The 24698-nt window shown below is 63.9% G+C and carries 37 protein-coding genes and 1 pseudogene; 33 read left to right on the forward strand and 5 right to left on the reverse strand.

The genetic code is table 11. The features are described from left to right. From tuf to map, 25 genes are all read left to right on the forward strand, one after another. The coding region (gene tuf / locus EXR94_11045) for an elongation factor Tu (protein MSR03255.1) at window positions 1-150 on the forward strand (150 nt) is incomplete at its 5' end. A 23-nt stretch (window positions 151-173) separates the two neighbouring features. After that, on the forward strand, window positions 174-482 hold the full coding sequence (locus EXR94_11050; protein MSR03256.1) for a 30S ribosomal protein S10: 309 nt from the start codon (window positions 174-176) through the stop codon (window positions 480-482). Between the two features lie 4 nt (window positions 483-486). After that, window positions 487-1110: a 50S ribosomal protein L3 gene (locus EXR94_11055; GenBank protein ID MSR03257.1), complete on the forward strand. Its 624-nt coding sequence runs from the start codon at window positions 487-489 to the stop codon at window positions 1108-1110. Further along, entirely contained in the window at window positions 1103-1906 is an 804-nt protein-coding gene (locus tag EXR94_11060; protein ID MSR03258.1) for a 50S ribosomal protein L4, read from the forward strand. Before EXR94_11055 ends, EXR94_11060 begins: the two co-directional genes overlap by 8 nt. Then, the gene (locus tag EXR94_11065) at window positions 1906-2193 is read left to right on the forward strand and encodes a 50S ribosomal protein L23 (protein MSR03259.1); all 288 of its coding nucleotides are present in this window, start codon (window positions 1906-1908) and stop codon (window positions 2191-2193) included. Before EXR94_11060 ends, EXR94_11065 begins: the two co-directional genes overlap by 1 nt. A 1-nt stretch (window position 2194) precedes the next feature. Next, window positions 2195-3043, forward strand: coding sequence for a 50S ribosomal protein L2 (locus EXR94_11070; GenBank protein MSR03260.1), 849 nt, complete (start codon window positions 2195-2197; stop codon window positions 3041-3043). A gap of 3 nt (window positions 3044-3046) precedes the next feature. Beyond that, window positions 3047-3337, forward strand: coding sequence for a 30S ribosomal protein S19 (locus tag EXR94_11075; GenBank protein ID MSR03261.1), 291 nt, complete (start codon window positions 3047-3049; stop codon window positions 3335-3337). A gap of 2 nt (window positions 3338-3339) precedes the next feature. Further along, window positions 3340-3693, forward strand: coding sequence for a 50S ribosomal protein L22 (locus EXR94_11080; GenBank protein MSR03262.1), 354 nt, complete (start codon window positions 3340-3342; stop codon window positions 3691-3693). A gap of 3 nt (window positions 3694-3696) precedes the next feature. Further along, complete coding sequence (locus tag EXR94_11085; protein MSR03263.1) at window positions 3697-4356, forward strand: 30S ribosomal protein S3; 660 nt, start codon at window positions 3697-3699, stop codon at window positions 4354-4356. 3 nt (window positions 4357-4359) lie between these two features. Continuing rightward, on the forward strand, window positions 4360-4773 hold the full coding sequence (locus tag EXR94_11090; GenBank protein MSR03264.1) for a 50S ribosomal protein L16: 414 nt from the start codon (window positions 4360-4362) through the stop codon (window positions 4771-4773). Next, window positions 4774-4971, forward strand: a complete 198-nt coding sequence (locus EXR94_11095; GenBank protein ID MSR03265.1) for a 50S ribosomal protein L29 — start codon at window positions 4774-4776, stop codon at window positions 4969-4971. It begins immediately after the preceding gene. A 2-nt stretch (window positions 4972-4973) separates the two neighbouring features. Continuing rightward, entirely contained in the window at window positions 4974-5243 is a 270-nt protein-coding gene (locus tag EXR94_11100) for a 30S ribosomal protein S17 (protein MSR03266.1), read from the forward strand. A gap of 9 nt (window positions 5244-5252) precedes the next feature. Next, window positions 5253-5621 carry a 50S ribosomal protein L14 gene (locus tag EXR94_11105; protein MSR03267.1) on the forward strand — a complete coding sequence of 123 codons (369 nt, stop codon included), beginning with the start codon at window positions 5253-5255 and terminating at the stop codon, window positions 5619-5621. Window positions 5622-5689: 68 nt separating this feature from the next. Then, window positions 5690-6010 (forward strand): 50S ribosomal protein L24, encoded by a 321-nt coding sequence (locus EXR94_11110; protein ID MSR03268.1) that lies wholly within the window; start codon window positions 5690-5692, stop codon window positions 6008-6010. A 2-nt stretch (window positions 6011-6012) separates the two neighbouring features. After that, a complete protein-coding gene (locus EXR94_11115) occupies window positions 6013-6696 on the forward strand; it encodes a 50S ribosomal protein L5 (GenBank protein MSR03269.1) in 684 nt (227 codons plus the stop codon). Window positions 6697-6715: 19 nt separating this feature from the next. Further along, window positions 6716-6901 (forward strand): type Z 30S ribosomal protein S14, encoded by a 186-nt coding sequence (locus EXR94_11120; protein MSR03270.1) that lies wholly within the window; start codon window positions 6716-6718, stop codon window positions 6899-6901. Window positions 6902-6916: 15 nt separating this feature from the next. Next, window positions 6917-7312, forward strand: coding sequence for a 30S ribosomal protein S8 (locus EXR94_11125; GenBank protein MSR03271.1), 396 nt, complete (start codon window positions 6917-6919; stop codon window positions 7310-7312). Between the two features lie 10 nt (window positions 7313-7322). Beyond that, window positions 7323-7862 carry a 50S ribosomal protein L6 gene (locus EXR94_11130; protein ID MSR03272.1) on the forward strand — a complete coding sequence of 180 codons (540 nt, stop codon included), beginning with the start codon at window positions 7323-7325 and terminating at the stop codon, window positions 7860-7862. A 12-nt stretch (window positions 7863-7874) separates the two neighbouring features. Continuing rightward, on the forward strand, window positions 7875-8237 hold the full coding sequence (locus EXR94_11135; GenBank protein ID MSR03273.1) for a 50S ribosomal protein L18: 363 nt from the start codon (window positions 7875-7877) through the stop codon (window positions 8235-8237). Next, the gene (locus EXR94_11140; protein MSR03274.1) at window positions 8238-8891 is read left to right on the forward strand and encodes a 30S ribosomal protein S5; all 654 of its coding nucleotides are present in this window, start codon (window positions 8238-8240) and stop codon (window positions 8889-8891) included. 5 nt (window positions 8892-8896) lie between these two features. Then, a complete protein-coding gene (locus tag EXR94_11145; GenBank protein ID MSR03275.1) occupies window positions 8897-9160 on the forward strand; it encodes a 50S ribosomal protein L30 in 264 nt (87 codons plus the stop codon). Between the two features lie 8 nt (window positions 9161-9168). Further along, the gene (locus EXR94_11150; protein MSR03276.1) at window positions 9169-9603 is read left to right on the forward strand and encodes a 50S ribosomal protein L15; all 435 of its coding nucleotides are present in this window, start codon (window positions 9169-9171) and stop codon (window positions 9601-9603) included. Window position 9604: 1 nt separating this feature from the next. Further along, the gene (gene secY, locus EXR94_11155) at window positions 9605-10927 is read left to right on the forward strand and encodes a preprotein translocase subunit SecY (GenBank protein MSR03277.1); all 1323 of its coding nucleotides are present in this window, start codon (window positions 9605-9607) and stop codon (window positions 10925-10927) included. A gap of 78 nt (window positions 10928-11005) precedes the next feature. Beyond that, complete coding sequence (locus EXR94_11160) at window positions 11006-11569, forward strand: adenylate kinase (GenBank protein ID MSR03278.1); 564 nt, start codon at window positions 11006-11008, stop codon at window positions 11567-11569. 11 nt (window positions 11570-11580) lie between these two features. Beyond that, entirely contained in the window at window positions 11581-12336 is a 756-nt protein-coding gene (map, locus tag EXR94_11165; protein MSR03279.1) for a type I methionyl aminopeptidase, read from the forward strand. Here the strand turns inward: map and EXR94_11170 are convergent. Further along, window positions 12296-13129: an inositol monophosphatase gene (locus EXR94_11170; GenBank protein ID MSR03280.1), complete on the reverse strand. Its 834-nt coding sequence runs from the start codon at window positions 13127-13129 to the stop codon at window positions 12296-12298. The two genes, map and EXR94_11170, sit on opposite strands and share 41 nt — an antisense overlap. A 66-nt stretch (window positions 13130-13195) precedes the next feature. Here EXR94_11170 and trpS point away from each other — a divergent pair, with 66 nt between their 5' ends. Genes trpS through EXR94_11185 form a run of 3 tightly spaced genes read left to right on the forward strand, consistent with a single transcriptional unit; the run spans window position 13196 to window position 16556 of the window. Next, window positions 13196-14191 carry a tryptophan--tRNA ligase gene (trpS, locus tag EXR94_11175; protein MSR03281.1) on the forward strand — a complete coding sequence of 332 codons (996 nt, stop codon included), beginning with the start codon at window positions 13196-13198 and terminating at the stop codon, window positions 14189-14191. Beyond that, window positions 14167-15276 carry a PilT/PilU family type 4a pilus ATPase gene (locus EXR94_11180; GenBank protein ID MSR03282.1) on the forward strand — a complete coding sequence of 370 codons (1110 nt, stop codon included), beginning with the start codon at window positions 14167-14169 and terminating at the stop codon, window positions 15274-15276. Before trpS ends, EXR94_11180 begins: the two co-directional genes overlap by 25 nt. A 14-nt stretch (window positions 15277-15290) precedes the next feature. Next, window positions 15291-16556 carry an adenylosuccinate synthase gene (locus tag EXR94_11185; GenBank protein ID MSR03283.1) on the forward strand — a complete coding sequence of 422 codons (1266 nt, stop codon included), beginning with the start codon at window positions 15291-15293 and terminating at the stop codon, window positions 16554-16556. A 26-nt stretch (window positions 16557-16582) separates the two neighbouring features. Here the strand turns inward: EXR94_11185 and EXR94_11190 are convergent, their stop codons facing one another. From EXR94_11190 to EXR94_11205, 4 genes are read right to left on the reverse strand one after another with little or no spacing between them, the layout of a single operon-like run. After that, window positions 16583-18562 (reverse strand): hypothetical protein, encoded by a 1980-nt coding sequence (locus EXR94_11190; protein MSR03284.1) that lies wholly within the window; start codon window positions 18560-18562, stop codon window positions 16583-16585. A 17-nt stretch (window positions 18563-18579) separates the two neighbouring features. Beyond that, window positions 18580-19752 carry a hypothetical protein gene (locus tag EXR94_11195; GenBank protein MSR03285.1) on the reverse strand — a complete coding sequence of 391 codons (1173 nt, stop codon included), beginning with the start codon at window positions 19750-19752 and terminating at the stop codon, window positions 18580-18582. Next, window positions 19749-20144 carry a prepilin-type N-terminal cleavage/methylation domain-containing protein gene (locus EXR94_11200; GenBank protein MSR03286.1) on the reverse strand — a complete coding sequence of 132 codons (396 nt, stop codon included), beginning with the start codon at window positions 20142-20144 and terminating at the stop codon, window positions 19749-19751. The genes EXR94_11195 and EXR94_11200 overlap by 4 nt, the downstream gene beginning before the upstream one ends. Beyond that, entirely contained in the window at window positions 20145-20699 is a 555-nt protein-coding gene (locus EXR94_11205; protein ID MSR03287.1) for a prepilin-type N-terminal cleavage/methylation domain-containing protein, read from the reverse strand. 296 nt (window positions 20700-20995) lie between these two features. Between EXR94_11205 and EXR94_11210 the strand changes: the two genes are divergently transcribed. The 5 genes and pseudogenes from EXR94_11210 (at window position 20996) to EXR94_11230 (ending at window position 24698) form a co-directional block, all read left to right on the forward strand. Further along, the gene (locus tag EXR94_11210; GenBank protein ID MSR03288.1) at window positions 20996-22345 is read left to right on the forward strand and encodes a glycine--tRNA ligase; all 1350 of its coding nucleotides are present in this window, start codon (window positions 20996-20998) and stop codon (window positions 22343-22345) included. 4 nt (window positions 22346-22349) lie between these two features. Beyond that, window positions 22350-22655, forward strand: a pseudogene (locus tag EXR94_11215) (hypothetical protein). A 413-nt stretch (window positions 22656-23068) separates the two neighbouring features. Then, the gene (locus EXR94_11220; protein MSR03289.1) at window positions 23069-24172 is read left to right on the forward strand and encodes a hypothetical protein; all 1104 of its coding nucleotides are present in this window, start codon (window positions 23069-23071) and stop codon (window positions 24170-24172) included. A gap of 8 nt (window positions 24173-24180) precedes the next feature. Then, the gene (locus EXR94_11225) at window positions 24181-24444 is read left to right on the forward strand and encodes a hypothetical protein (GenBank protein MSR03290.1); all 264 of its coding nucleotides are present in this window, start codon (window positions 24181-24183) and stop codon (window positions 24442-24444) included. Beyond that, a complete protein-coding gene (locus tag EXR94_11230; GenBank protein ID MSR03291.1) occupies window positions 24441-24698 on the forward strand; it encodes a hypothetical protein in 258 nt (85 codons plus the stop codon). Before EXR94_11225 ends, EXR94_11230 begins: the two co-directional genes overlap by 4 nt.

The raw sequence follows: 24698 nt of genomic DNA on the forward strand, positions 1-24698 counted from the left end.
GCCGGGGTGGAGATGGTGATGCCGGGGGACAACATCCAGATGAAGATTGATTTGATCACGCCGATCGCGATGGATGAGGGGTTGCGGTTCGCGATTCGTGAGGGCGGCCGGACGGTGGGCGCCGGCGTCGTTACCAAGATTCTGAAGTAACGCGGCGGACAGAAGGAGATTGTATGGCCAGTAAGATTCGTATCCGTCTCAAGGCGTTTGATCACGCGGTATTGGATCAGGCTGCTGCTGACATCGTTCGCTCGGTCGAAAAGACCGGCGCGCAGGTCTCAGGGCCGATCCCGCTGCCGAGCAAGATCCAACGGTGGACGGTACTTCGGAGTCCGCATATCGATAAGAAGAGCCGGGAGCAGTTCGAGCTCCGGACCCATAAGCGGCTCTTGGACATCAACGACTCTCGTCCTCAAACGATGGACGCGTTGACCAAGCTCGATTTGCCGGCTGGCGTCGACGTCGAAATCAAGGTTGAGTAGCACGATGACGGATGGATTGATTGGACGCAAAGTGGGGATGACCCGGGTGTTTCTTGACGGTGGCACCTCGGTGCCGGTGACCGTTATCGAAGCCGGCCCGTGTCGGGTCCTCCAGGTTCGCGGGAGCGGCGTGCAGCTTGGCTTCGGTCAGAAGCGGGCGCAGCGGACTCTCAAGGCAGAGTTGGGGCACGCCAAGGCGGCGGGTCTCGATGCGGCGCCGAGCGTGGTGCGGACGTTCGAGTTGAACGGTGACGCCCCGAAGCCTGGTGATACCGTGACCGTCGGCATGTTCGCGGCTGGTGAGACCGTCAAGGTCACCGGTCAGTCGAAGGGCCGCGGATTCCAGGGCGTCGTGCACCGGTACGGGATCGGTGGCGGGCCCGGGTCGCACGGTAACACGCGGCACCGGAAGCCTGGCTCGGTCGGCGCCGGCACCGATCCGTCGCGCGTCATCAAGGGCAAGCGGATGCCCGGTCACATGGGCGACCGCCGTCACACCGAACTCGGCCTCCAGGTCGTTCGGATCGATGCCGAGCGTAATCTGCTGTTCGTGCGGGGAGCGGTCCCGGGAGCGAAGAACGGGATCGTGACCGTGGCGAAGCAGGGAGGGAGAAGCCGTCATGATTGAGGCCCCGTTGTTTCAACCGAACGGGAAGCCGAGCGGAAGCGTTGCGCTCCCGGCTGACTATTTCGACGGCACGGTCAACGAGCCGGTGATGCACCAAGCGGTGAAGGCCTTTTTGGCCAATCAGCGCCAGGGCACTCACGCGACCAAGACTCGCCGGTGGGTTACGGGTGGTAACCAGAAGCCGTGGAAACAAAAGGGCACCGGCCGCGCCCGAGCCGGTTCGACGCGGTCGCCGTTGTGGCCCGGCGGCGGCACGGTGTTCGGTCCGCACCCGCGCGATTACACCCAGGATATTCCCAAGAAGGTCCGGCAGTTAGCTCGGCGCTCGTCGCTGAACGCCCGGGCCCGCGAGGGGTTCCTGTCCCTGGTCGAGAGTCTCGACTTCAGCGGTCCGAAGACGGCCCAGTTGGCGGCGCTACTCAAGGCGATGGGGTTGACCGGCAAGAAGGTGTTGCTGCTGACCCACGGGATCAAGAAAAACGTCTACTTGAGCGGGCGGAACATTCCGCTGCTCGAGGTGATGCCATACGGCGACGTCGCGACCTACAACGTCCTGTGGTCGGATGCCGTGGTGGTTGAGCGCGGCGCCTTGACCGGCGAAGCGATCGAGTCCGAGGCTGCCGACACGGATGCGGCACCGAAGAAGAAGACCGCGGTCAAAGCGCCGAAGGCCCCAAAGGCCCCAAAAGCCGAGAAGGCTACCAAAGCGCCGGCCGTGAAAAAGACGGCCAAGCCGGCCGCCGAAAAGAAGGCGCGGGCCAAGAAGGCCGCGCCCAAGCCGAAGGACGGTAAATAATGGCTGCCCTGCATGATGTGGTGGTGAAGCCGTTGATCACCGAGAAGAGCTCGGCGGCGTATCAGAACCGGAAGGAATACGCCTTCCAGGTAGCGACGCGGGCGACAAAGCGGGATGTCAAAGCGGCGTTGGAGAAGCTCTTCGGCGTGACGGTGACCAGGGTCCGGACCATGCAGATGCGCCGGATCGAAGTCACCCGCGGGCGGACCCGGGGCAAGACCGAGGCCTGGAAGAAGGCCTTGGTGACTCTGAAGGACGGCGACTCAATCGCCGTGTTCGAGGGCTAACATGGCCAATCGTCAATATCGTCCGACATCCGCCGGGACCCGGTTCCGGTCGGTGTCCGATTTCGCGGAGATCACGCGCGATACGCCGGAAAAGTCGCTGCTCACCCCCCTTCGGAAGACGGGTGGCCGGAACAACAAGGGCCACGTCACGATGCGGGCGATCGGTGGCGGGCACCGGCAGCACTACCGGATCATCGACTTCAAGCGGAACAAGTTCGGGATTCCGGCCAAGGTTGCGCACATCGAATACGACCCGAACCGCACCGCCAGGATTGCGTTGCTCTTCTACGCTGATGGCGAGAAGCGATACATCCTCCACCCGGTCGGCCTGAAGCAGGGTGACACGGTGTTGAGCGGGCCGGGGACCGATGCCCGGAACGGCAACGCCCTGCCGCTGGGTGAAATCCCGTTGGGTACCAACGTGCATAACATTGAGCTCAAGATCGGCAAGGGTGGCTCGATCGCGCGGAGCGCGGGTCAGTACGCCCAAGTGATGGCGCGGGAAGGCCAATACGTGACGCTCAAGTTGAAGTCCGGCGAAACCCGGCTCGTCAACGGACGTTGCCTGGCCACGATCGGCGAAGTGGGCAACTCCGAGCACGAGTTGTTGTCGCGCGGCAAGGCCGGCAAGACCCGGTGGTTGGGCCGCCGTGGCAAAGTCCGTGGTGTCGCGAAGAATCCGGTCGACCACCCGCTGGGTGGTGGTGAAGGGAAGAGCTCGGGTGGACGTCCGCCGGTTTCGCCGTGGGGTAAGGCCGAAGGCGTCAAGACCAGGCTTCCGAAGAAGGCCACGAATCGACTGATTATCCGCGGCCGCAAGCGTGGTAAGGCGACCGGCGGGGGGAACTGATCCATGGGACGGAGCGTCAAGAAGGGACCGTACGTTCAGGAGGCCTTGCTCAAGAAGGTCCAAGTCCTGACCGGGAAGAACACGAAGCAGGTCGTGAAGACCTGGAGCCGGGCGAGCACCATTCTCCCCGAGTTCGTGGGCCACACGTTCGCGGTGCACAACGGCAACAAGTTCGTGCCGGTGCATGTCACCGAGAACATGGTGGGTCACAAGCTCGGTGAGTTCTCGCCGACTCGGATCTTCAAGGGCCACAGCGGCAAGATGGTAGCCGACAAGAAGGCGAAGCCGGAGTGATCATGACTCTTGGACACGCAATTCAGCGCAACGTTCGCCAAAGCCCGCGGAAGATGCGGCTGGTGATCGACCTGATCCGGGGTAAGGACGTCAACGAGGCGTTGGCGATCCTCAAGTTCAACAAGCGAAACGCGGCCAAGCAGATCGCGAAGACGCTCAAGAGCGCCGTTTCCAACGCCGAGCAGAAGGCGATGGCCGGGAACGAGCGGTTCGACGCCGACGAACTGATGGTCGCCAAGGCGATCGTCAATGGCGGTTCGCCGCTGAAACGGATTCACGCCGCGGCCCAGGGCCGGGCGACGCCGATCAAGAAGCGGACGAGCCACGTTGAGATCCACGTTCGGAGCAAGGAGTAGTCGATGGGTCAGAAAACCAATCCGATCGGGTTCCGGCTCGGGATCGTCAAGCCGTGGGTTTCCCGATGGTACGCGACCAAGGAAATGCCGGCGCTCCTCAAGGAAGACGAGCTGATCCGGAAGTACTTGCTGACGCGGCTCGGTCATGCGGCCATCGCCGAGATCCATATCGAGCGCCGTCCTGGGAAAGTGACCGTGACGGTCCACACTGGGCGTCCGGGCGTCGTCATCGGGAAGAAGGGCACCGAAGTCGACAAGCTCCGTGACGAACTCGCGCAGCTCACGTCGAAGGAAGCGGCGATCAACGTCGAGGAGATCAAGCACCCCGAGACGTCATCGCAGTTGGTGGCCGACAACATCGGGCATCAGTTGATCCAGCGGATCTCCTTCCGGCGGGCGATGAAGCGGGCGGTCCAGGGCGCGATGCGGATGGGGGCCTTGGGGATCAAGGTCCGCGTCTCCGGTCGGTTGGGCGGGGCGGAAATCGCGCGGACCGAGGGGTATCACGAGGGTCGGGTTCCGCTGCATACGCTGCGGGCCGATATCGACTACGCGACGAGCACGGCCAAGACGACCTACGGCACCATCGGGATCAAGGTGTGGATTTTCCGTGGCGAGGTAGTCGAAGACGTGACCGGCAAGACGTACAGCACGGGAGCCTAACCAATGCTTGCGCCGAAGCGGATCAAATTCCGCAAGCAATTCAAGGGGAAGATGCGAGGCTTGGCCTTGCGGGGTAACACCGTGGCGTTCGGGGATTTTGCCCTGGCCGCGATGGAGCCGGGCTGGGTTTCGAACCGCCAGATCGAGGCCTCGCGGATCGCGATTTCTCGAGCCATGAAGCGGAGCGGCAAGATGTGGATCCGGGTGTTCCCGGACAAGCCGATTACCAAGAAGCCGGCCGAGACCCGAATGGGTAAGGGTAAGGGTAACCCGGAAGGCTGGGTGGCGGTGGTCAAGCCGGCCCGGATTCTGTTCGAGGTCGAGGGAGTGACCGAGCTGGTGGCACGCCAGGCCTTTGCGTTGGCGGCGGCCAAGTTGCCGGTCAAGACTCGGTTCGTGAAGCGGGAGGAGCACTAAATGAAGGCGCTCAAAGCGGCCGAGCTCGCCGAGTTGACGGTCGAGGAGCTCAACGCGAAGCTCGGCGAGATCGAGGAAGAGCAGTTCCGGCTCCGGTTCCGAACGGCGACCGAAGCCGTCGAGAATCAGATCCAGTTCCGAACCCGTCGGCGTGACATTGCCCGGATCAAGACGGTTTTGCGGCAGAAGGAAGGTTGAGAATGACGGAAGCGACCGCGGCACCTCGGAACCGGCGGAAGGGTCGGACCGGCGTGGTGAAGAGCGACAAGATGACGAAGACCGTGACCGTAATGATGGAGCGGCGGTTTGCCCATCCGGTGTACGGGAAGCGGATTACCCGGCAGAAGACGATCAAGGCCCGGAACGATCTCGGGGCGAAGACCGGCGACACTGTTCGGGTGATGGAAACCCGTCCGCTGGCGAAGACTGTGCGCTGGCGCGTGACTGAGATCGTGGAGAAGGCGAAGTAGGGAGGCCAAATGGTTCAGCAAGAGACGATACTTCGAGTCGCGGACAACAGCGGGGCCCGCAAGGCCCTCGTGATCCGCGTGTTGGGCGGCTCCAAGCGCCGCTATGCCGGGCTCGGTGACGTGGTGATCGTGGCCATCAAGGACGCGATTCCCACCGGCCAGGTGAAGAAGGGGGACGTCGCGCGAGCGGTGGTCGTCCGAGTGGTGAAGGAGACCCGTCGCAAGGACGGTTCCTACATCCGCTTCGATGAGAACGCGGTCGTGCTCATCAATGATCAGGGCGAACCGCGAGCGACCCGAATTTTCGGGCCGGTTGCCCGGGAGCTGCGCGATAAGCGATACATGAAGATCGTATCGTTGGCGCCGGAGGTCATCTAACCATGCGGATTCTGAAACACCGGAAGGCCCGTCGGAAGGTCGGACCGGGTCCTGTGGTCCGAGTCTCGATGCCGATCACCAAGGGCGATATGGTCCAGGTGATCTCGGGCGCCAACAAGGGCAAGCGGGCCCGGGTGCTGCGAGTGCATCTCAAGACCGGCCGGGTCACCCTCGAGGGCCTGAATATGGTCAAGCGCCACCTTCGGGCGACGACCCCCAACGGGCAGTCGGGAATTGTAGAGCGTCCGGCGCCGATCCATCATTCCAATATGATGTTGATCGATCCCAAAACGGGCGAGCCGACCCGGGTTCGGCGGAAGCGGGACCAGGACGGCACCGTTGAGCGGATCGCCGTGAAGTCCGGGCAGTCGATTGTGAGGAACCGGTAACGATGGCTGAAGCGAAAGCAACCAAGCCCGCGAAGACGCCCAAGGGCGGCCCGCCGGCGAAGACCAGCAAGCGCGCGAAGGCGCCGCAAGGGGCCACCGATCCGGCGCCGAAGGTGGCGGTCGGCGTTCCCCGGCTGTTGACGTTCTACCTGGACACGGTCCGGGAGCGTCTGAAGCAGCAATTCGGTCTGACTAACCCGATGCAGATTCCGCGGATCGTCAAGATCGTGCTGAATGTCGGCCTCGGCGAGGCGAGCAAGAATCCGAAGGCGCTCGACGCGGTCGTCGACGAGTTGGGGTTGATCACCGGCCAGCGGCCGGTGGTGACCCGGGCTAAGAAGGCGATCTCGAATTTCGGGCTCCGTCAGGGTGTCCCGGTCGGCGTGATGGTGACGCTCCGGGGCCCCCGGATGTTCGAGTTCTTGGATCGGTTCATCTCGCTCGCGGTGCCGAGGATCCGGGACTTCCGGGGGCTCCCGAACCGGAGCTTCGATGGAAGCGGCAACTATTCGTTCGGGATCAAGGAGCAGTTGGTGTTCCCCGAGATCGACTACGATCGGGTCGAGAAGATCCACGGGATGGACATCACCATCGTAACGACCGCCGGCCGCGATGACCTGGCCATGGCGTTGTTAAGGGAATTCGGCTGGCCGTTCCGGGGCGAAACCCCGAAGCGGACCGTGTAAGCGGGGGATGTAAGGAACTATGGCCAAGACCTGTTGGATCGAGCGCGCAAAGCGAGTTCCGAAATTCAAGGCTCGGGCGGTTCGGCGTTGTCAGCGCTGTGGCCGGGCACGGGCGGTGTTACGCAAATTCGGCCTCTGCCGGATGTGCTTTCGAGAACTCGCGCTTCGGGGACACATCCCCGGCGTGCGCAAAGCGAGTTGGTAAGGGAAGGGATCGCGCATGAGCATGACAGACCCTGTGGCGGATATGCTCGCCCGCATCCGCAATGCGGGTGCCGCTGGGCATCGCCGAGTGGAAGTCCCCGCATCACGGCTCAAGGCCGAGGTGGCGCGGATTCTCCACAGCAACCACTACATCGCGGATTTCAAGTTGGTCGAGGATGGTCCTCGCGGCGTCATTCGAATCACCCTGCGCTATCATAACGAGCGCCCGGTGATCCGAGAGATGAAGCGAATGTCCACGCCCGGCCTGCGCCGCTACGTCAAGAGCCGTGAGATTCCCCGGATCAAGAACGGGCTCGGTATGGCGATCGTCTCAACCCCCAGGGGGTTGATGAGCGACCGTGATGCCAGAGCCGCGAACTTGGGCGGTGAACTCCTCGCGGTCGTCTGGTAGGAGGCCCACCGTGTCGCGGATTGGAAAGAGATCAGTGCCGGTGCCGAAGGATGTCACCGTCCAGATCAACGGCAACTCGATTCTGGTAAAAGGTCCGAAGGGAGAACTCTCTCGGATCATTCACCCGACGATGAAGCTGGCCATGGACAACGGTGAGGTGACCGTCAGCCGGCCGAACGACGAACCGATGCATCGGGCGTTGCACGGGCTGTCGCGGACCTTGGTGGCCAATATGGTCGAAGGCGTCTCGAAGGGCTTCGAGAAGGTCCTCGAAATCCAGGGCGTCGGCTACAAGGCCGAGGTGTCGCCCAAGGGACTCAACTTGAGCTTGGGCTTCTCGCACCCGGTGAAGTACGACGCCCCCGCCGGGATCAAGATGGTGGTGGAGAACAACACCGTCGTGAAGATCTCGGGGCCCAGCAAGGAACTGGTTGGCCAAGTCGCCGCGGACATCCGCTCGATTCGTCCGCCCGAACCCTACAAGGGCAAGGGTGTGCGCTATCAAGGCGAGCAGGTCCGCCGCAAGGCCGGCAAGACGGGAGCGAAGTAACCCATGCGTTCAATTCATGCACCGAAGACGCGCGAAGAGCGGCGGTATCGCCGGCACCTGCGCGTCCGGAAGAAAGTCTCCGGATCGCCCGAGCGTCCGCGCTTGGTCATTTTCCGGTCGATCAAGCACATCTATGCCCAGTTGGTGGACGACGACAAGGGCGTGGTGTTGCTGGGCGTGGCGGACCGGAGCGAAGGCATCGAGCTCGACGGGACCGGCAAGGTCGCGCGGGCCAAGGCCACGGGCAAGTTGCTCGCGTCGAAGGCCAAAGCAGCCGGGATCGCCAAGGTCGTGTTCGACCGGGCCGGTTTCCGATATCATGGGCGAGTCAAGGCGGTCGCCGACGGCGCTCGCGAAGGCGGATTGGAGTTCTAAATGACCGAACCTGACGTGCAGCCGACAGAACCGACCGAAGCACCGGCCGAAGCGGGCCGGGGTCGGAGTCGTGGTCGCGGGGCGAGTGGTGGAGGTGGGAGCGGCCGTGGCGGCGAGCGGGGCCGGCGCGATGGTGGCCGGCGGGACCGGGAAGCGCCGAGCGAGTTCATCGAGAAAGTCGTGGACATCAATCGCGTGGCCAAGGTCGTCAAAGGCGGCCGGCGGTTCTCGTTTAACGCGCTGGTCGCGGTCGGCGACGGCAAGGGCCGGGTCGGTTTTGCCACGGGCAAGGCCAACGAAGTCTCCGAAGCCGTGCGCAAGGCGGTTGAGGCGGCCAAGCGGGCCATGACCGAAGTGCCCCGGACCGGGACCACGATTCCGCACGAAATCCTCGGCCACCATGGCGCGGGCCGGGTGCTGCTCAAGCCGGCGGCGACCGGTACCGGCGTCATTGCCGGTGGTGCGGTCCGCGCCGTGCTCGAGTGCGTCGGGATCAGCGATATTCTCACCAAGAGCCTCGGGTCGAACAATCCGCATAACATGGTGCGGGCGACGATCGATGGGCTCCGTTCGTTGGTGTCGGCCCGGCAGGTGGCCCGGGAACGCGGGGTCGAGGTCGAGACCCTTGGGTATAAGCCGCGGCAGGAGGGGTAGCAGCGATGGGACGCAATCCAGCAGTCTTCCGGCAGGGACCGGTCTATTACGCCGCCACGATTCCGGCCGAAAAAGACGCGGCCCGCGTTCGGGTCAAGCAGATCCGGTCGTCGATCGGCCACAGCGAGACGATGCGCCGGACCTTGGCATCGCTCGGGTTGTTTAAACATCAGGCCGTGGTCGAAGTGGTCAACAATGCCTCGATTCGTGGCATGTTGTTCAAGGTTCGGCACATGGTCGAAGTGAGCAAGGCGGAGAACGCAGGATGACCAGCAAGATCACTCTCTCCAACCTGAAGCCGGCCAAGGGCAGCAATGTCGCGCGCCGCCGGGTTGGTCGTGGCGTCGGCAGCGGGCTTGGCAAGACGTCGGGTAAGGGTCACAAGGGTCACAAGGCCCGGACCGGCGGCTCGACCAATCCCGGGTTCGAAGGCGGCCAGATGCCGATGTACCGGCGGCTGCCCAAGCGGGGCTTTACCAACCCGTTCAAAGAGACCGCTCAGGCCGTCAACCTTCGCAGTCTGGAGAAGGTCAGCGGCAATGAGATCACGCCTGAAACGTTGGCGGCGGCCGGTTTGATCAAGAAGGCCACCGACATCGTCAAATTGTTGGCCACAGGCGACGTCACGCGGGCCTTCACGGTTCGGGGCGTGGCACTTTCCGGGAACGCCAAGGCCAAGATCGAAGCGGCCGGCGGAAAAGTCGAGGCGTAAGGTGACGAGTCCGGCCCAAGGTCTCCCCTCGCTTGGGATTGACGAGGAACTCAAACGCAAGCTGTCGTTTACCCTGATCGCGATCCTGATCTATCGGATCGGGGCGCACATTGTGGCGCCAGGGGTCAACGTGGATGCGCTCCAGGCGTTCATCAACAGCAATCAGGGCACCAGCACCTTCTTCCAGCTCTACGACACCCTGGGCGGCGGCCTCTACCGGGCCACGATCTTCGCCTTGGGGATCATGCCGTATATCTCTGCCTCCATCATCTTCCAGCTGCTCGGCGGGATCTTCCCGACCGTCAGCAAGATGCAAAAGGACGAGGAAGGGAAGAAGAAGCTCACTCAGTGGACCCGGTACATGGCCATCGTGATCGCCTTTTCGCAGGCGATCACCTTCACCGCGTTCACGGAGTCGATTCCGGGCGCCATCGCTAATCCTGGCTTTGCGGCCCGGCTGACGATGTGGTTTACGTTGACCGTCGGCGCGATTTTCATGATGTGGCTCGGTGAGCAGATCACCGAACGAGGGATCGGGAACGGGATGAGTTTGCTGATCGCCGTGTCGATCATCGAGCGGCTCTGGCCCTCGACCTTCCAGTTGATCGATCAAGTCCGGGTTGGCGGCGTGAGCTTCGGCGGGGCCTTCATCGTGGTGGCCCTGGCGGTCGGCGCCATCGCCGCGGTGGTCGCGATGACCATCGCCGCCAGGCGGATCCCAATCCAAATCCCTCGAAAAGTCATGGGACGCGGTCGGGTCCGCGAGGGCCAGAAGACCTTTATCCCGATCCGGCTGATCACGGCCGGCGTCATGCCGATCGTTTTTGCCCAGACGATCATCATCATGCCGAGCACGATTGCCAATTTTACCCAGAGCGAGTCCCTCAAGGACATCGCCAATTTCTTCACGCCCGGCGAGTTGCCCTACGACATCGTCTTTGCCGTCATGGTCGTGCTCTTCAGCTACTTCTACACCTCGATCATCTTCAACTCGGTCGACTTGTCGGAAAATCTGAAGAAGCAGGGCGGGTTCATTCCCGGCGTGAAGCCGGGCGCGGCCACGGCCGACTACATCGACCAAGTGCTCGGTCGGATTACGCTGCCGGGCTCGCTGTTCCTGGCGTTGATCTCGATCATCCCAACGATCGTGGCCCGGCAATTCAACTACCAGTCTGCGTTCGGCGGGACCTCGATCCTGATCGTCGTCGGCGTCTTGCTCGACACGATCGCGCAAATCGAGCAGCACCGGACGGTCCGGAAGTACGATAGCTTCATGAAGACCGGTCGGGTCAAGTTCAGGGGCCGGCAGCAGCGGTTCATTTAGGGCTCGGCACTCGGCACTCGGCGGTCGGCACTCGGGGTGGGCGGAAGCCCGCCCCTTGTTTTTAGGAAAGGGGGGCCGGTGGATATTCTATTGATGGGGCCGCCTGGGGCGGGCAAGGGGACCCAAGGGGTGATTCTGGCCGAGCGGCTCGGGATTCCGAAGGTGGCCACCGGGGATTTGCTCCGGGAGGCGGTCAAGCTTGGCACTCCGCTGGGACTGAAGGCCCGGGCGGTGATGGAATCCGGGGCGTTGGTCAGCGACGACATCATTATGGGGATCGTCGGCGAAGAAATTGCCAAGCCGGCGAGTAGCCGCGGGGTCATTTTCGACGGGGTGGTCCGGACGATGCCTCAGGCGGAAGGCGTGGCCGCGCTGCTCGCCGGGCTGGGCCGGAAGATCGACCTGGTGTTGTTCTTTGATGTGACCGACGAGGAGATCCTGGCCCGGATCGCCAAGCGCCGCACCATCGAAGGCCGGGCGGATGACGACCCGACCGCCGTCCAGCGGCGACTCACCGCCTACCGCGACCAAACAGCGCCGGTGGTGGCTTGGTACGAGGCCCGGGGTGGGGTGACGAAGATTCCGGCCGTTGGGCCGGTCGAGTCGATTGCCGCGGCTGCGGAAGCCGCGGTCGGCCGATAGCCCTGTCTCCCATGGTCACCCTCAAATCGCCCCGTGAAATCGACACCATGGCCCGCGCCGGGGCCATCGTGTTTGCCACGCTCGAGTTGTGCCGGGGTCTCGTCAAGCCTTCGATTACCACCGAGGACCTCGACCGGGAAGCGGAGAAGTTCATCCGAAGCCACCAGGGCGCCAAGCCGTCGTTCAAAGGCCTCTACGGGTTCCCCAAGAGCCTCTGTATCTCGATCAACGAGGAAGTCGTCCACGGGATCCCGTCACCGAAGCGCCCGCTTCGGGAGGGTGGGATTGTCAGCATCGACTGCGGCGTCTGTGTTGACGGCTTCCACGCTGATAGTGCCATTACCGTTCCGATCGGGGCGGTAGCTCCTGAAACGCTGGTCTTTCTGGAAACGACCGAGCGGGCCCTCGCCGCCGGGATCGAACAGGCTCGGCTCGGGAACCACATCGGCGACATCGGCCACGCGATCCAGGCGGTGGCCGAGGCCGGTGGTTACGGTGTGATTCGGGAATTGGTGGGGCACGGGGTTGGAACCAAGATGCACGAGGATCCCCAGGTCCCGAACCACGGCCGGCCCAAACGGGGTGAACGGCTGCTCGAAGGGATGACCATCGCGATCGAGCCGATGATTACCATGGGCGATTACAAGACCAAACTCCTGGCCGACAAGTGGACCGTGGTAACCGCCGACGGCTCGCTGTCGGCGCACTTCGAGCACACCGTGGCGGTCACTGCGGCCGGGCCGAGGATTCTGACCCAGGCCGGGTAGGACCGGCCGCCGAGGCCAGAGTTTCGAGCAGCCAGGCGTGGATCGAGGGATTTCCCGCGACGACGGCGGCATGCGCGGCTCCGATGTCTCGGCCACTGAGATCAGTAACCCGCCCGCCCGCTTCCCTGGTCAGGAGCACGCCGGCCGCCATGTCCCAGGGGGCCAGCATCAGCTCCCAGAACCCGTCGAACATGCCAGCCGCCACCCAACAGAGATCGAGTGCCGCCGAGCCGGCCCGGCGAATCCCGGACGTGGCCATGGCGATCCTGGCAAACTGGGGCTGATACGCGGCGAGGTGTTCCGGATGTTTGAACGGAAAACCGGTGCCGATCAGCGCAAATCCCGGTGAGTCGATGGCCGACACCCCCAACCTCATGTCGTCACACCACGCTCCGTGGCCGCGGGCCGCGTGATAGAGCCGGTTCGGTCCGACATGGAGGACCACGCCCGCCTCGAGCACCCCGTCCACCTCGGCGGCAATGGACACGGCGTAGGCTGGAAAACCGTGGATGAAGTTGGTGGTGCCGTCGATGGGATCGACGATCCACGTCAGCTTGCCCCGCTGGCGTTCGGGGGAGAGTTCCTCCCCCATGACGACCGACCCGGGTTCGCCTCGAAGCAGGACCTCGGCGATGATGGACTCCGCTTCGCGGTCGCAGATCGTGACGAAGTCGTGCTGACCTTTGGGGGTCCAGACGGCCGGGTCGACCGGGCGCTCGACCTGGCGGAGGTAGTCGGAGGCCCGCGCCGCCGCGGTCGTCGCCAGCTGCGTTAAGTTCAACGAGGAGTTCATCTTGCGAGTGACCTTTCGGGTGGCTAGCTTGCTCGTTGCGTCCTGTTAAACCCGAGCGAACGAGCCATGGATCGAGTTTTTTCCGGCATCCAACCCACCGGCGATTTGCACCTTGGCAACTGGCTGGGTGCCGTCAAGAATTGGGTTCGGCTGCAGGCCGAGCACGAGTGCCTCTACTGCGTCGTCGATCTCCATGTCCTCTCGGTCAAGTACGATCCGGCCCAGTTAGCCGAGCGGACCCGGGACATGCTGGTCAGCCTGATGGCGGCCGGTCTTGATCCGGAGCGCTCGATCATCTTTGCCCAGTCCCATGTTCCCGAACACACCCGGCTGATGTGGTTCTTCACCAACGTGATCGGGATCGGCGAACTGGAGCGGATGACGCAGTTCAAGGACAAGTCCCAACGGATGGAACGGGTGCCCGCCGGTCTGCTAATGTATCCGGTGCTGCAGGCCGCCGACATCCTGCTCTACCGGGCCAATGTGGTGCCGGTCGGCGAGGATCAAGTCCAGCATCTCGAACTGTCGCGGGAAATTGCCCGGTCGTGGAACGCGGCGTTTTCGCCGGCGGCTCCGTTCCTCCCGGAGCCCAAGGCGCTGCTGACCCCGGCCAAGCGGATTCTCGGCCTCGACGGCGAGGCCAAGATGTCGAAGAGCCTGGGCAACACCATTGGGGTGTTCGAGACGCCGGAGCAGATCTGGGAGAAGCTCCGGCCCGCGAAGACCGATCCGGCGCGACAGACCAAGAAGGATCCGGGTACGCCCGAGCTTTGCAATCTTTTCACGTTGCATCAGCACTTCTCGCCGCCGGCCACCGTGGCGGAGGTCGCTAGCAAGTGCCGGACGGCGGGGTGGGGCTGCATCGATTGCAAGCGCGTATTGGCCGACAATGTCACGGCGGAGTTGGCGCCGATCCGGATCCGGGGTGAAGAACTCCGAGCCGATGCCGGGACCGTCGATCGGGCCATTGCGCGGGGAGCGGAACGGGCCCGGGCGTTGGCGTCCGAGACGATTGCCGGGGTCGAGCAGCGAATGGGATTTCTTCCTTTGAAAAGAACCTGACTGTGTCGGGAGTTCCGATCGAAAAGATCATCAAGGCCGCGGTGGACCGGGGGGCGTCCGATCTCCACATCAAGGCCGGTGACGTGTTCCGGGCCCGGATCGACGGCAAGTTGGTTCCGCTCACCAAGCAGCGGCTCACGCCCGACCAGACGCGGGCCGTTGCCGAGAAACTGATCGGGACCGCATTCGACCGGAGCCGGCTCGATCAGATCACCGATCATGATTGCTCGTGGGGGCTTCCATCAGTGGGCCGGTTTCGGGTCAACCTGCTCCGCCAGCGATCGTCGTTCATGATCGTGATGCGGGTCATTCCGTTTACGGTGCCGACGCTCGAGCACCTCGGCGTTCCCTCGGCGGTGCAGGCGCTGGCTGAGGCTCGGAGCGGCCTGGTGCTCGTGACCGGTGCCAGCGGCTCCGGCAAGAGCTCGACGGTGGCCGGGTTGTTGCACCACATGAACCAGACTCAGCAACGCCACATCGTCACGATCGAAGATCCGATCGAGTTTCTCCACCGCGATATCAGCTGTTCGGTGACCCAGCGCGAGGTTGGGATCGATACGCCGTCGGTGGCGGTCGGGATCAAGGCCGCCCTCCGCCAGGACCCGGACGTCATCGTCATCGGCGACGTGCCCGACATCCAGACCCTCGGCACGGCCATCAAGGCGGCGGAAACCGGCCGCTTGGTGATCGGCGCCATGCCGACCCCCGACGTGGTGACGACGATCGGCCAGGTTATCGCGATGTTCCCCTCCGAGGAGCGGGAAATCGGACTGGTTCGGTTTTCAGAAGCGGTGGCGGCCATCGTGTCGCAGCGGCTCCTGCCGCGAAAGGCCGGGCCCGGGCGAATCCTCGCGACCGAGATTCTGATCGCGACGCCGGCCGTCCGCGATGCGATCAAAGACCCCGCCCGGATCATGGACGTCAAGAACTTGATGACGCGTGGGTATGGGAAGTCCGGGATGCAGACCTTTCAGCAACACGTGGCCGAGTTGGTCAAGGCCGGTGAGGTGTCCGCGCAGACCGCCCGGGCGCTTGACCCGACCGACGGTGAGAGCGCCGTGCTTGCCCCAAGGACCAAACGCTGATGTTCGATTCCAAGTTGCGGTGCCTGGTCGTGGTCGGCTCTCAGTGGGGTGACGAGGGCAAGGGCAAGCTCGTCGACGTGCTGTCCGAAGGGGCTGACCTGGTCGTCCGCTACCAAGGCGGGGCCAATGCCGGCCATACCGTCGTCATCGGGGAGACCAAGTTCGTCCTCCGGTTGATTCCAAGCGGCATGCTCCATCAGACCACGACGTGCCTGTTAGGTAACGGCGTCGTGATTGATCCGGAGAGCTTCTTTGCCGAACTCGATGGCTTGGAAGAACGGGGGATTTCAACCACCGGACGGATCTTGGTGTCCGATCGGGCTCATCTGGTGCTCCCCTATCACAAACTCCTCGACTTGGCCGAGGAGCGCCGCCAGAACATCGGCACCACTAAGCGGGGGATCGGGCCCGCCTATGAGGACAAATACGGACGGCGAGGGCTCCGGGTCGGCCTGGTTGGCGATCTGACGGCACTGGAGGCGCTGCTGCCGGCCCGGATCGAGCGAGCGAACCAATGGCTGGCCTTGGCTGGGATGACCGAGCGGGCCTCGTTGGAAGAACATGTCGCGCTCATCCGGACAATCGGGCCCCGGCTTCGGGCCCTGACGACCGACACTGGGGTCCATCTCCAGCGCGCCCTCAAGGCCGGGAAACGGGTCCTCCTCGAAGGGGCGCAGGGATCCCTGCTGGACGTCGATCATGGGTCCTACCCGTTCGTAACCTCATCCAACACCACCGCTGGTGGCGCCTCGGTCGGAGCCGGAATCGGGCCGACCATGATCGACGGAGTGTTGGGGGTGGTGAAAGCCTACACCACCCGGGTCGGAAACGGCCCGCTGCCCACCCTGGCGGCCGATGCCGAGGAGGCGGAACTCAGACGGGTCGGTCATGAGTTCGGGGCCGTTACGGGCCGTCCCCGCCGCTGTGGGTGGTTTGACGCGGTCGTGGCGCGCTACGCGGCCCGGGTCAACGGCCTCACCGCCCTCGCGGTGACCAAACTCGATGTGCTCGATGGATTCGACCAGATTCCGGTCGCGGTGGGCTACCAACTGGACGGCCACGCCATCGACGAGATGCCCGCCGACGTGTCCGTACTTGAGCGCCTGAAGCCGGTGTACGAGATCCTCCCAGGGTGGAGGACCTCAACGGCCGACGCCCGGACCCTGGCCGATCTCCCCGCCAACGCCCGGGCCTACCTGACCCGTCTCGAATCCCTCTCCGACACCCCGATCCGTTACGTCAGCGTCGGTACCCGCCGCGACCAAATCATCGAGATCTAGCCGCGCCGAGCGCCGAGCGCCGAGTCCTACCTACTCTGCAACTCCCGATAATACCCCGCAATCGTCGTTTGAGTGAGCCAGACGGGGTCGAGTTCGTAGTACCGGCTCTCGATGTACCGGCCCGTGGTTGGGAAGTACGGGGGCGGATTCGTGGCGCCACAGATGTCATAGGCCTGGCGCTCGGCCCACCCCGATGAATTGCCGTGGCCGACCGGCCAATAGGTCCACCATTCGATCCGGCCCAAGCCCATCCCGCCGGTGACGCGAACGCAGCCAGCGGCCGCGTCGGCGCAGCGGTCGGGAAGGGTGCCGGGGATCCCGGGGCTACCCGGCCCCGTGTAAACGGGAATGCCCGGGATATCGCCGCCCCAATTGCCGAGCATGATCATGAACATGTGGTAGTTCTCATCGGCGGGGGTGTCGTCGAAGCCGCCACGGTAGGTGCCGGTCCCCGCGACCGACCCGACATTGCGCGACCGAAACGGCACCTGCACGTTGTTGTCCTCGATCAACACGTTGGTGGCGCTAATCGCCCCGAAGATGTCACCGGTCTCACTGCAGTTGGAGCCGGGCGCCGTCCAATACTGGAAGTCGTCGGCCAACACGATGTTGCCGGTGGTCACGACGGACACCCGTCCCCTGAGTCGTCCACTCAGCGCCACGTCGCCGGCCACATAGATGACGCCCTTGAAATTCGGGTTCTTGCCAAGGGGGATCCAGTACTCGGCGTCGCCGCCGGTGGCAATCGTATTTCGAACCGGGGTAACCGACGAGTGGGCCCCGGACCGGCGGCGAATCCACTTCCCGCCGGTCAGGACGTCGAGGTTCGCGTTCACCGTAGCCGAGTCGGCGACTAAGGTGTCCCCCGTCATCGCGGTAAACAGCCGTGGGTCTCCGCCCAAGTAGCAGCGGTGGTTGGCCGCCAGGAGCGCCGCCCGCGCCGAGTCGCGCCCGATGGCGGGCGCGAAGGCGAGGTACCGGCTCCGAGCCGACTCGAAGACCCCGACGCCGGGCCGTCCGCAATTCGGTGAAACCAAGTTGGGGTCGTCGGCCACGGTCGCCCCGACCGCCAAGGGTGGGACGGTCGGCCACCGCCGAGCGGTAACATACGCCAGCGAGCTGTCGCTGGTGTTGAGGCATTTGAAGACCCTGACGTATCCCTCGTCCCACTGAATGATGCCGTCCCGGTTCGAGTCGAGCACCTGAAAGTCAAGCCGGGTGCAGGGCCGGTTCGTGCCGGTGTTGCCGCCGGTGATGTCGTAGTCGCCCCCGGCCACATCGGCGTCCTGGGCGTACTGCTGCATGGTGCCGAACTGGGCGGCGGTCGGCCAAGCCAATACGCTCGCGCCGGTGCTCGATCCCTGAGTGAAGTTGCCGGAACCAGTGTTGGAGATGGTGCCCGTGACCGTCACCGGCCCGAAGAAGTCAACCTTGGGGGTGGTGCAACCGCCTTGCAGCTGGAGATTGTGATTGGAGTGAAACGGCCCCGCGATCGACTCCCCGCACCCGTAGACGACGCCGCCGTTACTCCACAGGTTGATCGCGACGGCAAAGCGAGACCAGGACTCCTGGGTAAACAGCCCGCGTCGTGCCGCCACGGATCCTCGGGGATCGTTGATCACCGAGACAATGCTCATGAAGTTGTTGCCGTACTGGCCCGCCGTGGCCGGCCCGCCGGTCCGCCCGCCGGTTTTCCCCGCGTACACCGATCGGGTATAGCCGGAGACGGTATTGCCTTGGGCGTCGATAATCGTGCTGGCCGGAACGATCTGGATGTAGCCGGTGTCCGGCAGGATCGTCGGGACCCGGTTGATTGAGTCTCGGGCCAACTCCAGGCCGGCGTCAGAGAGCGAATGGAGCGCGGCTTCTTTGGCCGAGAACTTAGCCGTCAGGGTGCCGCTGCCCGCGACCATGACGCCGCCGATCGCGAGCGCCGCGATGGCCAGCGTGATCAGCAGCGTCAGCACCAACGCGACGCCTCGTTCGTTCTGGACGATCGGGGTCATGGAACGCTCCTGTTGCGTCATGGCGCACTCTGGGTAACGAAGAACAACGTCGATTGGCTGGGGGTACAGTCCTGGGCCGCCACGGCAAAGTCATACGAGGCACCCGGGATCAGGCCGCCCAGGATGACGGAGTACGCCGTCGTCGTGTCGGCCCGGACCATTATCAAGGGGTCGATCCACACGGTGGCGGTGTCATCCCGCTGATAGAGGATGTACTGGCGAATGTCGTACTCGCCGCTCCCGTGATCGGGCGACCGATTCCAGGCCAGTGTGAGAACGCCGGACCCCGGTACGGTGTCCTGGGTGGCCGTGAAGGTGGTCGGCGGAAACGGCGACCGGCCGCAGACGTTCGGTGAGGGTAGGCCGTTGTTTGGGACCTGGAGCAACTGGGAGAAGTCCCGGTATCGCTCTTCGGATCCGACTTTGCCATTGGAGACCCTGATGTTGACCCGCACGGCCTTGACGCTGTCCGGCCGTACTGCGTTGGCGGTGTCGGACGAGGTGAAGGACGATTGGAGGACCAGCCGTTTGAGGGGCAACAGCCCCCCGCTCGCGATGATCAGGGTGTCGAGGCCGGTGCCCAACCGCCGGGCCAAGAAGTACTGGATGAACGGCCGGCCCGGATACGCCAGAATGTTGCGGGCGATGTACTCGGCCGTGCCGGCGTTGGTCCGCTCCCAGAGCGCATAGTCATCGGTCCGCGAGGTGGCCGAGTCCGGCACAAACCAGAACATCTTGGTCTCGGCCGGGCTCGGCGAACCATTCCCGAGCAGGAACGTTTGCGCGGGGTAGGTGTAGGCCGTGTTCGGGATCGTTCCGGCGGTACCGACGGTCCAGGCGGTTCCGAGGGCCGCCGTCATGCTCGGATTGAAGTTCACCGCCCACCGGAAGTTGGTGGTGTCGGTTTCGAGATAGTCGCTGTTGAAGGCGATGACGTCGTCGCCCCCGTAGACCATCATCGGCTGCTGGCCGGTTACGCCCGCGCCGAGCGTCCGCACCAATCGCTCCATGTGACTCACGGTGTAGCGAGCGTTCTGGAGCAGGTCCATCTTCTCGCTGCCCTTGATGAAACTGTTGTTCTGGTTCTGAAAGAACAAGACCGTAGTGCCCATGATCATGCTGAGCACCACCAGGGTCCCCAGCAGCTCGACGAGCGAGAAGCCGGCTTGGGGCCGAGTGGGTTTCTTCATGGCCTGGCAATCACGGCAGTCAGACTGACCGTGTCCTTGACGATGGCGGTGGTGGTAAAGACCCGAACCGTGACGGTGGTCCGGTCGCGGGCGGGAGCGCCGGTTTGATCTCGGGTCACGAAGGTCCGGCGGCGAATCATCGAATAGCCGGGAAAACCGGTGGTGTCGGCGCTGGCGCCGGCGCCGTACCGAGCGGTCATGGTGGTGTAGCGAGGGTCGCCCCGGACCAACTCGATCCGCTCCTTGGCGATCGAGGTCATCGTCGACAGCATCGTGGCGTTGGCCGTGGCCTTCTGATACTTGCCCATGAACTGGCCCAGGCTGACCACCGCGATGCTCAGCAGCACCACGGCGATCAGCACCTCGATCAGGGTGAAACCTTTGCGGTTCATTCAGGTCCCCTTTATCCAAGTGCTGTTCAGGTAACGGTAGATCGTGGCCCGCCCCGTGGCCCGGGCAATCTCGAGCGCCCGGGCGTCTTGGTTCGAACTCATCGCCACCCCGCGAATGGTGTTCAGGAAGATCACGCCGGCCTGGTCGGCGCTGCCGTCCCGGCGGTAAATGACCTGGGTCACTTCCTTGGTCGGGGACGGCGAGGGAAGGTCGGCCACCCCGTTTTTCTCGAAGTTGAGGCCGTCATCCAACTGCAAGACTCGGCGCCGCTCGCCCGCGGTATAGGTGTCGTCGTTGTTGGCGTCCTCATCGACGATCAGCCGGCGCTGGGCGGGGTCGATGGTCACCCGGACGTTGTGCTGGAGACTGACCGCCAGTCGCTGGGCATAGGTCATCTGGAGCGACATGTTCCGGCTTTCCGCGTTGAGCCGGTATTTCATCCAATCGAGGCGCGGGATGGCCAGCGCCGCCATGATCCCGAGGATCACGATGACCCAGAGGAGCTCGCCGAGGGAGTAGCCTCGTCGGTCGGATCGGACTGAACGAAGTTGCATCAGGTACCTCCACGCCGGCGCCTCGGCCCGATGTCACCAGTCGACTTCGAGGGGAAGCCTGCTCTAGGGACAATGAGAGAAGCAAAGTCCAAGCCAGAATCGGACCCCTCTTAAGTTGTTGCCATTGCTCACGCTGTGGCATCCGTGCATCACCGTCTGGTTCCCGGCTTGCCCCGAAAAGGGCAGGTTGCCATGAGCGCAAATCGTTGCTTGCCCGCAAGTTAGGCCATCGGTACCTTTGATCTTGGCGGTGGCATTCAGCCCCGGCCGCCCTCGATCTCTGACCCTGGTTTCGCATGGCCACCCCGACTGTCATGGACAAGCTCGCTTCCCTCGCCAAACGCCGCGGGTTCGTATTTCAATCCTCGGAGGTCTATGGGGGTTTGGGCTCGGTTTGGGATTACGGACCCCTTGGGGTCGAGCTAAAACGAAATATCAAGGATCGCTGGTGGCAGGCGATGGTTCGGTCTCGGGACGATATTGAAGGCCTCGATGCGGCAATTCTGATGCACCCGAAAGTCTGGGAGGCGTCCGGACACGTCGCCGGATTTAGCGATCCTCTAGTCGACTGCCGGACCTGCAAGGCCCGGTTCCGGGCCGACCAGATCAGCGATGGCCAGTGTCCCCAGAAGCCGTCGAAACGACCGGGGGAGCACTCGACGTGCGACCTGACCGAGCCCCGAATGTTCAACCTGATGTTCAAGACCTTCATGGGCCCGGTCGAAGAACAAGCCTCGGTGGTGTACCTCCGGCCTGAAACGGCCCAGGGCATTTACGTCAACTACTTGAACGTGCTCAACAGCTCGCGGCAGAAAGTGCCCTTCGGCATTGCCCAGATCGGGAAGGCCTTCCGGAACGAAATTACGCCGGGGAATTTCATCTTCCGGACCCGGGAGTTCGAGCAGATGGAAATGCAGTTCTTCGTGAAACCGGGCACGGACGCCGAGTGGTTTGAACGGTGGCGGGCGCTCCGGATGGCCTGGCACCACGAGCTCGGGCTCAACCCGGCCAAGCTCCGCTGGCATGAGCATGGACCGACCGAGTTGGCGCACTATGCCAGGGCGGCCTACGACATCGAATACGAGTTTCCGTTCGGGTGGCACGAAATCGAGGGGATTCACAATCGGACCGACTTCGACCTGAAGCGGCATCAAGAGGCCTCGGGCAAGAAGCTCGAGTACTTCGAGCATGCCACTGGCGAACGGTTCGTTCCGTTTATCGTCGAGACCTCAGCCGGGGCCGACCGAGTGGCGCTCACGGTCATGGCCGACGCCTATCACGAGGAGATGGTGGAGGGTGAAACCCGCGTGGTCATGCGGTTCCACCCTGCCGTTGCGCCGATCAAGGCGGCCGTTCTGCCCTTGATGAACCGGGAGCGGATGCCCGAGCAGGCGACCGAGTTGTTCAACGATCTCCGCAAGCACCTGCCGTGCTTCTACGACGACAGCGGGGCCATCGGGCGGCGGTACCGGCGGATGGATGAAGTGGGGACGCCGTTTTGCATCACGGTCGACGGCCAATCGGCGGAGGACGGTCAGGTCACCGTGCGGCACCGCGACTCGATGGCCCAGGAACGGATCGCGTTTGGCGCGGTGCTCGGGTATCTCGGCTCGGCACTCGGCGCTCGGCACTCGGCGCTCGGCTGACGGCGTGGAGCTTTCGGGGTTTGAGGACTTGGTGCGGCGGTTGGCGGTGGATATTCCGGAGGAGTTTTTGGACGGGATCTCGGAGATTGTGGTGTCGCCGCGGACGGTGGCCCATCCGGAGCGGGAAGAGATTTTTACCCTCGGGGAGTGTATCCCGCTCCCGACCACCTCGGACGACCCGGATGCCCTGCGGAGCCGGGTGGTGCTCTACCATGGTTCCTTCCAGGCCTTGGCGCGGGACCAAGACGATTTCGACTGGCACCACGAGGTCTGGGAAACCCTGACCCACGAGATTCGCCACCACGTGGAGTGGCGAGCCCAGGAACCCGCGCTCGAGGCGTTCGACGAGGCGACCGAACACAACTTTGCCCGGCTCGCGGGGGAGCCGTTCGATCCGACGTTCTACCGGGACGGGGAGTCGGTGCCCGGAGGCGTGTTTCGGGTCGAAGACGACTATTTTGTCGAGGTGGAACGAGACGGGCCCGGTGGGGTGGTGCGGTTCCCGTGGGCTGGAGGGCGGTACCGGGTCGAGTTGCCGGGCGATCTCCGGCTGCCGGCCTTCCTGTCGGTGCAGGGCGTTGAGGCGCCCCCGGCCGGCGAACTCGTCCTCGTGGTGGTCCGGCCGCCGAAGCTGATGGATGTGCTTCGCACCCCGGAGGTCGATCAGCGAGAAATTTGGGCGGAAGCGGAACAGTAATGGCGGTTCTTGGAGGAGTCGAATTGATGCAGATCCGTTGGCTGGTGCTGGTGGCGGCGGCAGCGTTCGCCCCGGCGGCCGTCGCGCAAGAGCAGAAGTACCGAGTCGGGGTTGTCAGCGAGTCCGGTGACATCGTGACGTGGCTGAAGCCGGTTGGTGCGACTTTGGTAGTGGACCGGGTGGTACCGGTCGGCATCATGCCGGCCGATATCGACGGCCCCCACAACATCACCGTCGCGCCGGACATGAAGTCCTATTTCATCACGATTGCCCACGGGGTGCCGTTTGGGACGCTGTGGCGGCTGGATGCCGGCAACGATTCCTTGATTGGCAAGGCCACCGTCGAGCTCTTTCCGACCACGATCGCGATCACCCCGGACGGCGAGTTTGCGTTCGTGGCCAACTCCGACTTCCATGGCGATCGTCCGCGGGTCAATGTGGTCTCGATCGTCCACGTGCCGACGATGGCCAAGATCACCGACCTGCCGGCCTGCGATATGCCGCACGGCGTGAAGGTCAACCACGCGGGCACGTTCGCGTATGTGTCCTGCATGAACAGCGATGAAATTCTTGAAGTCGATATCGGGACCTTCGCGATCACCCGGCGGGTCAAGACCGGGAAGGGCCACGACATGAACAAAATGGCCGCCGGCCCGGCGCATGCCCAGCACCAGGCCCCGGCCACCCTCGCGGACAAAGAGTGCGCCGGCACGTTCGTGTCGGTGTCCGCGGACGACAAGACCCTGTACGTGGCCTGCAACTACGGCAACACGGTCCAGGTCTGGGATGCCGCCTCGCTGTCGTTGACGCGGGAGATTCCGGTCGGGCCCGGGGCGTACAACGTCGAACCCGCGCCGGACGGCTCGATTGCGATCGTGACCAACAAGAAGGATCAGAGCTTCAGTATCATCGACCTCAAGACCTTGGCCGAAGTGGCCCGGATCAAGACCGCCAAGAAGATCGTCCACGGGATCGCCTTTTCCCCCGACAGCCGGTACGCGTACGTGTCGCAGGAATCGATCGGTTCGGACCCCGGGGCCATCGATGTCGTGGATTTGGCCACCCGGAAAGTCGCCAGCTCGATCGCCATCCCGGCGCAGCCGACCGGCGTCACCATCCTCAAGCTGTAAGAGCCGCCATGGTACATGAAATCACGACGACGCTGTCCTCCGCGGATGTGATCGCCCGGGCCAAGACGTTCTTCGCCGATCGGGTGCCCCACAACGCCGCCTATCCCGAAAAAGAGGGGCAGGGGTTCTTGACGTTGCGGGGGCAGGGCGGTGAAGAAATCGCCATCGCGATCTTCGGCAACGCCGACGGCCAGCGGGTTCGGGCGTCGACTCTGCTGTTCGACCAAGCCGTCAGCCGGTTCTTGTCGACCCTCCCGACGAATCCGCAATGAATCCGATTCCGGTTCGCGTGATGGTGCTCGACGCCTGGGATGAGATCCGCCTCGACCTCGCCCCGACGGCGCTGGTGCGCGACCTCAAGATCCAGGCTCTCCAGGCGGCGCGGGTTCGGCGCCCGGCCGATCAATACCTCGTCAAGTTCCGGGGCGCTGAACTGGCGGAAGGACCGGAAACCATCGCCGACGCCGGGGTAGTGGCGAACGCCGGGCTGATCGTCCTCGCGAGGGCGCGATTGCCGGTCCGGTAG

The sequence above is a fragment of the Gemmatimonadota bacterium genome (genome assembly GCA_009692115.1).
Taxonomy (GTDB): Bacteria; Gemmatimonadota; Gemmatimonadetes; order Gemmatimonadales; family GWC2-71-9; genus SHZU01.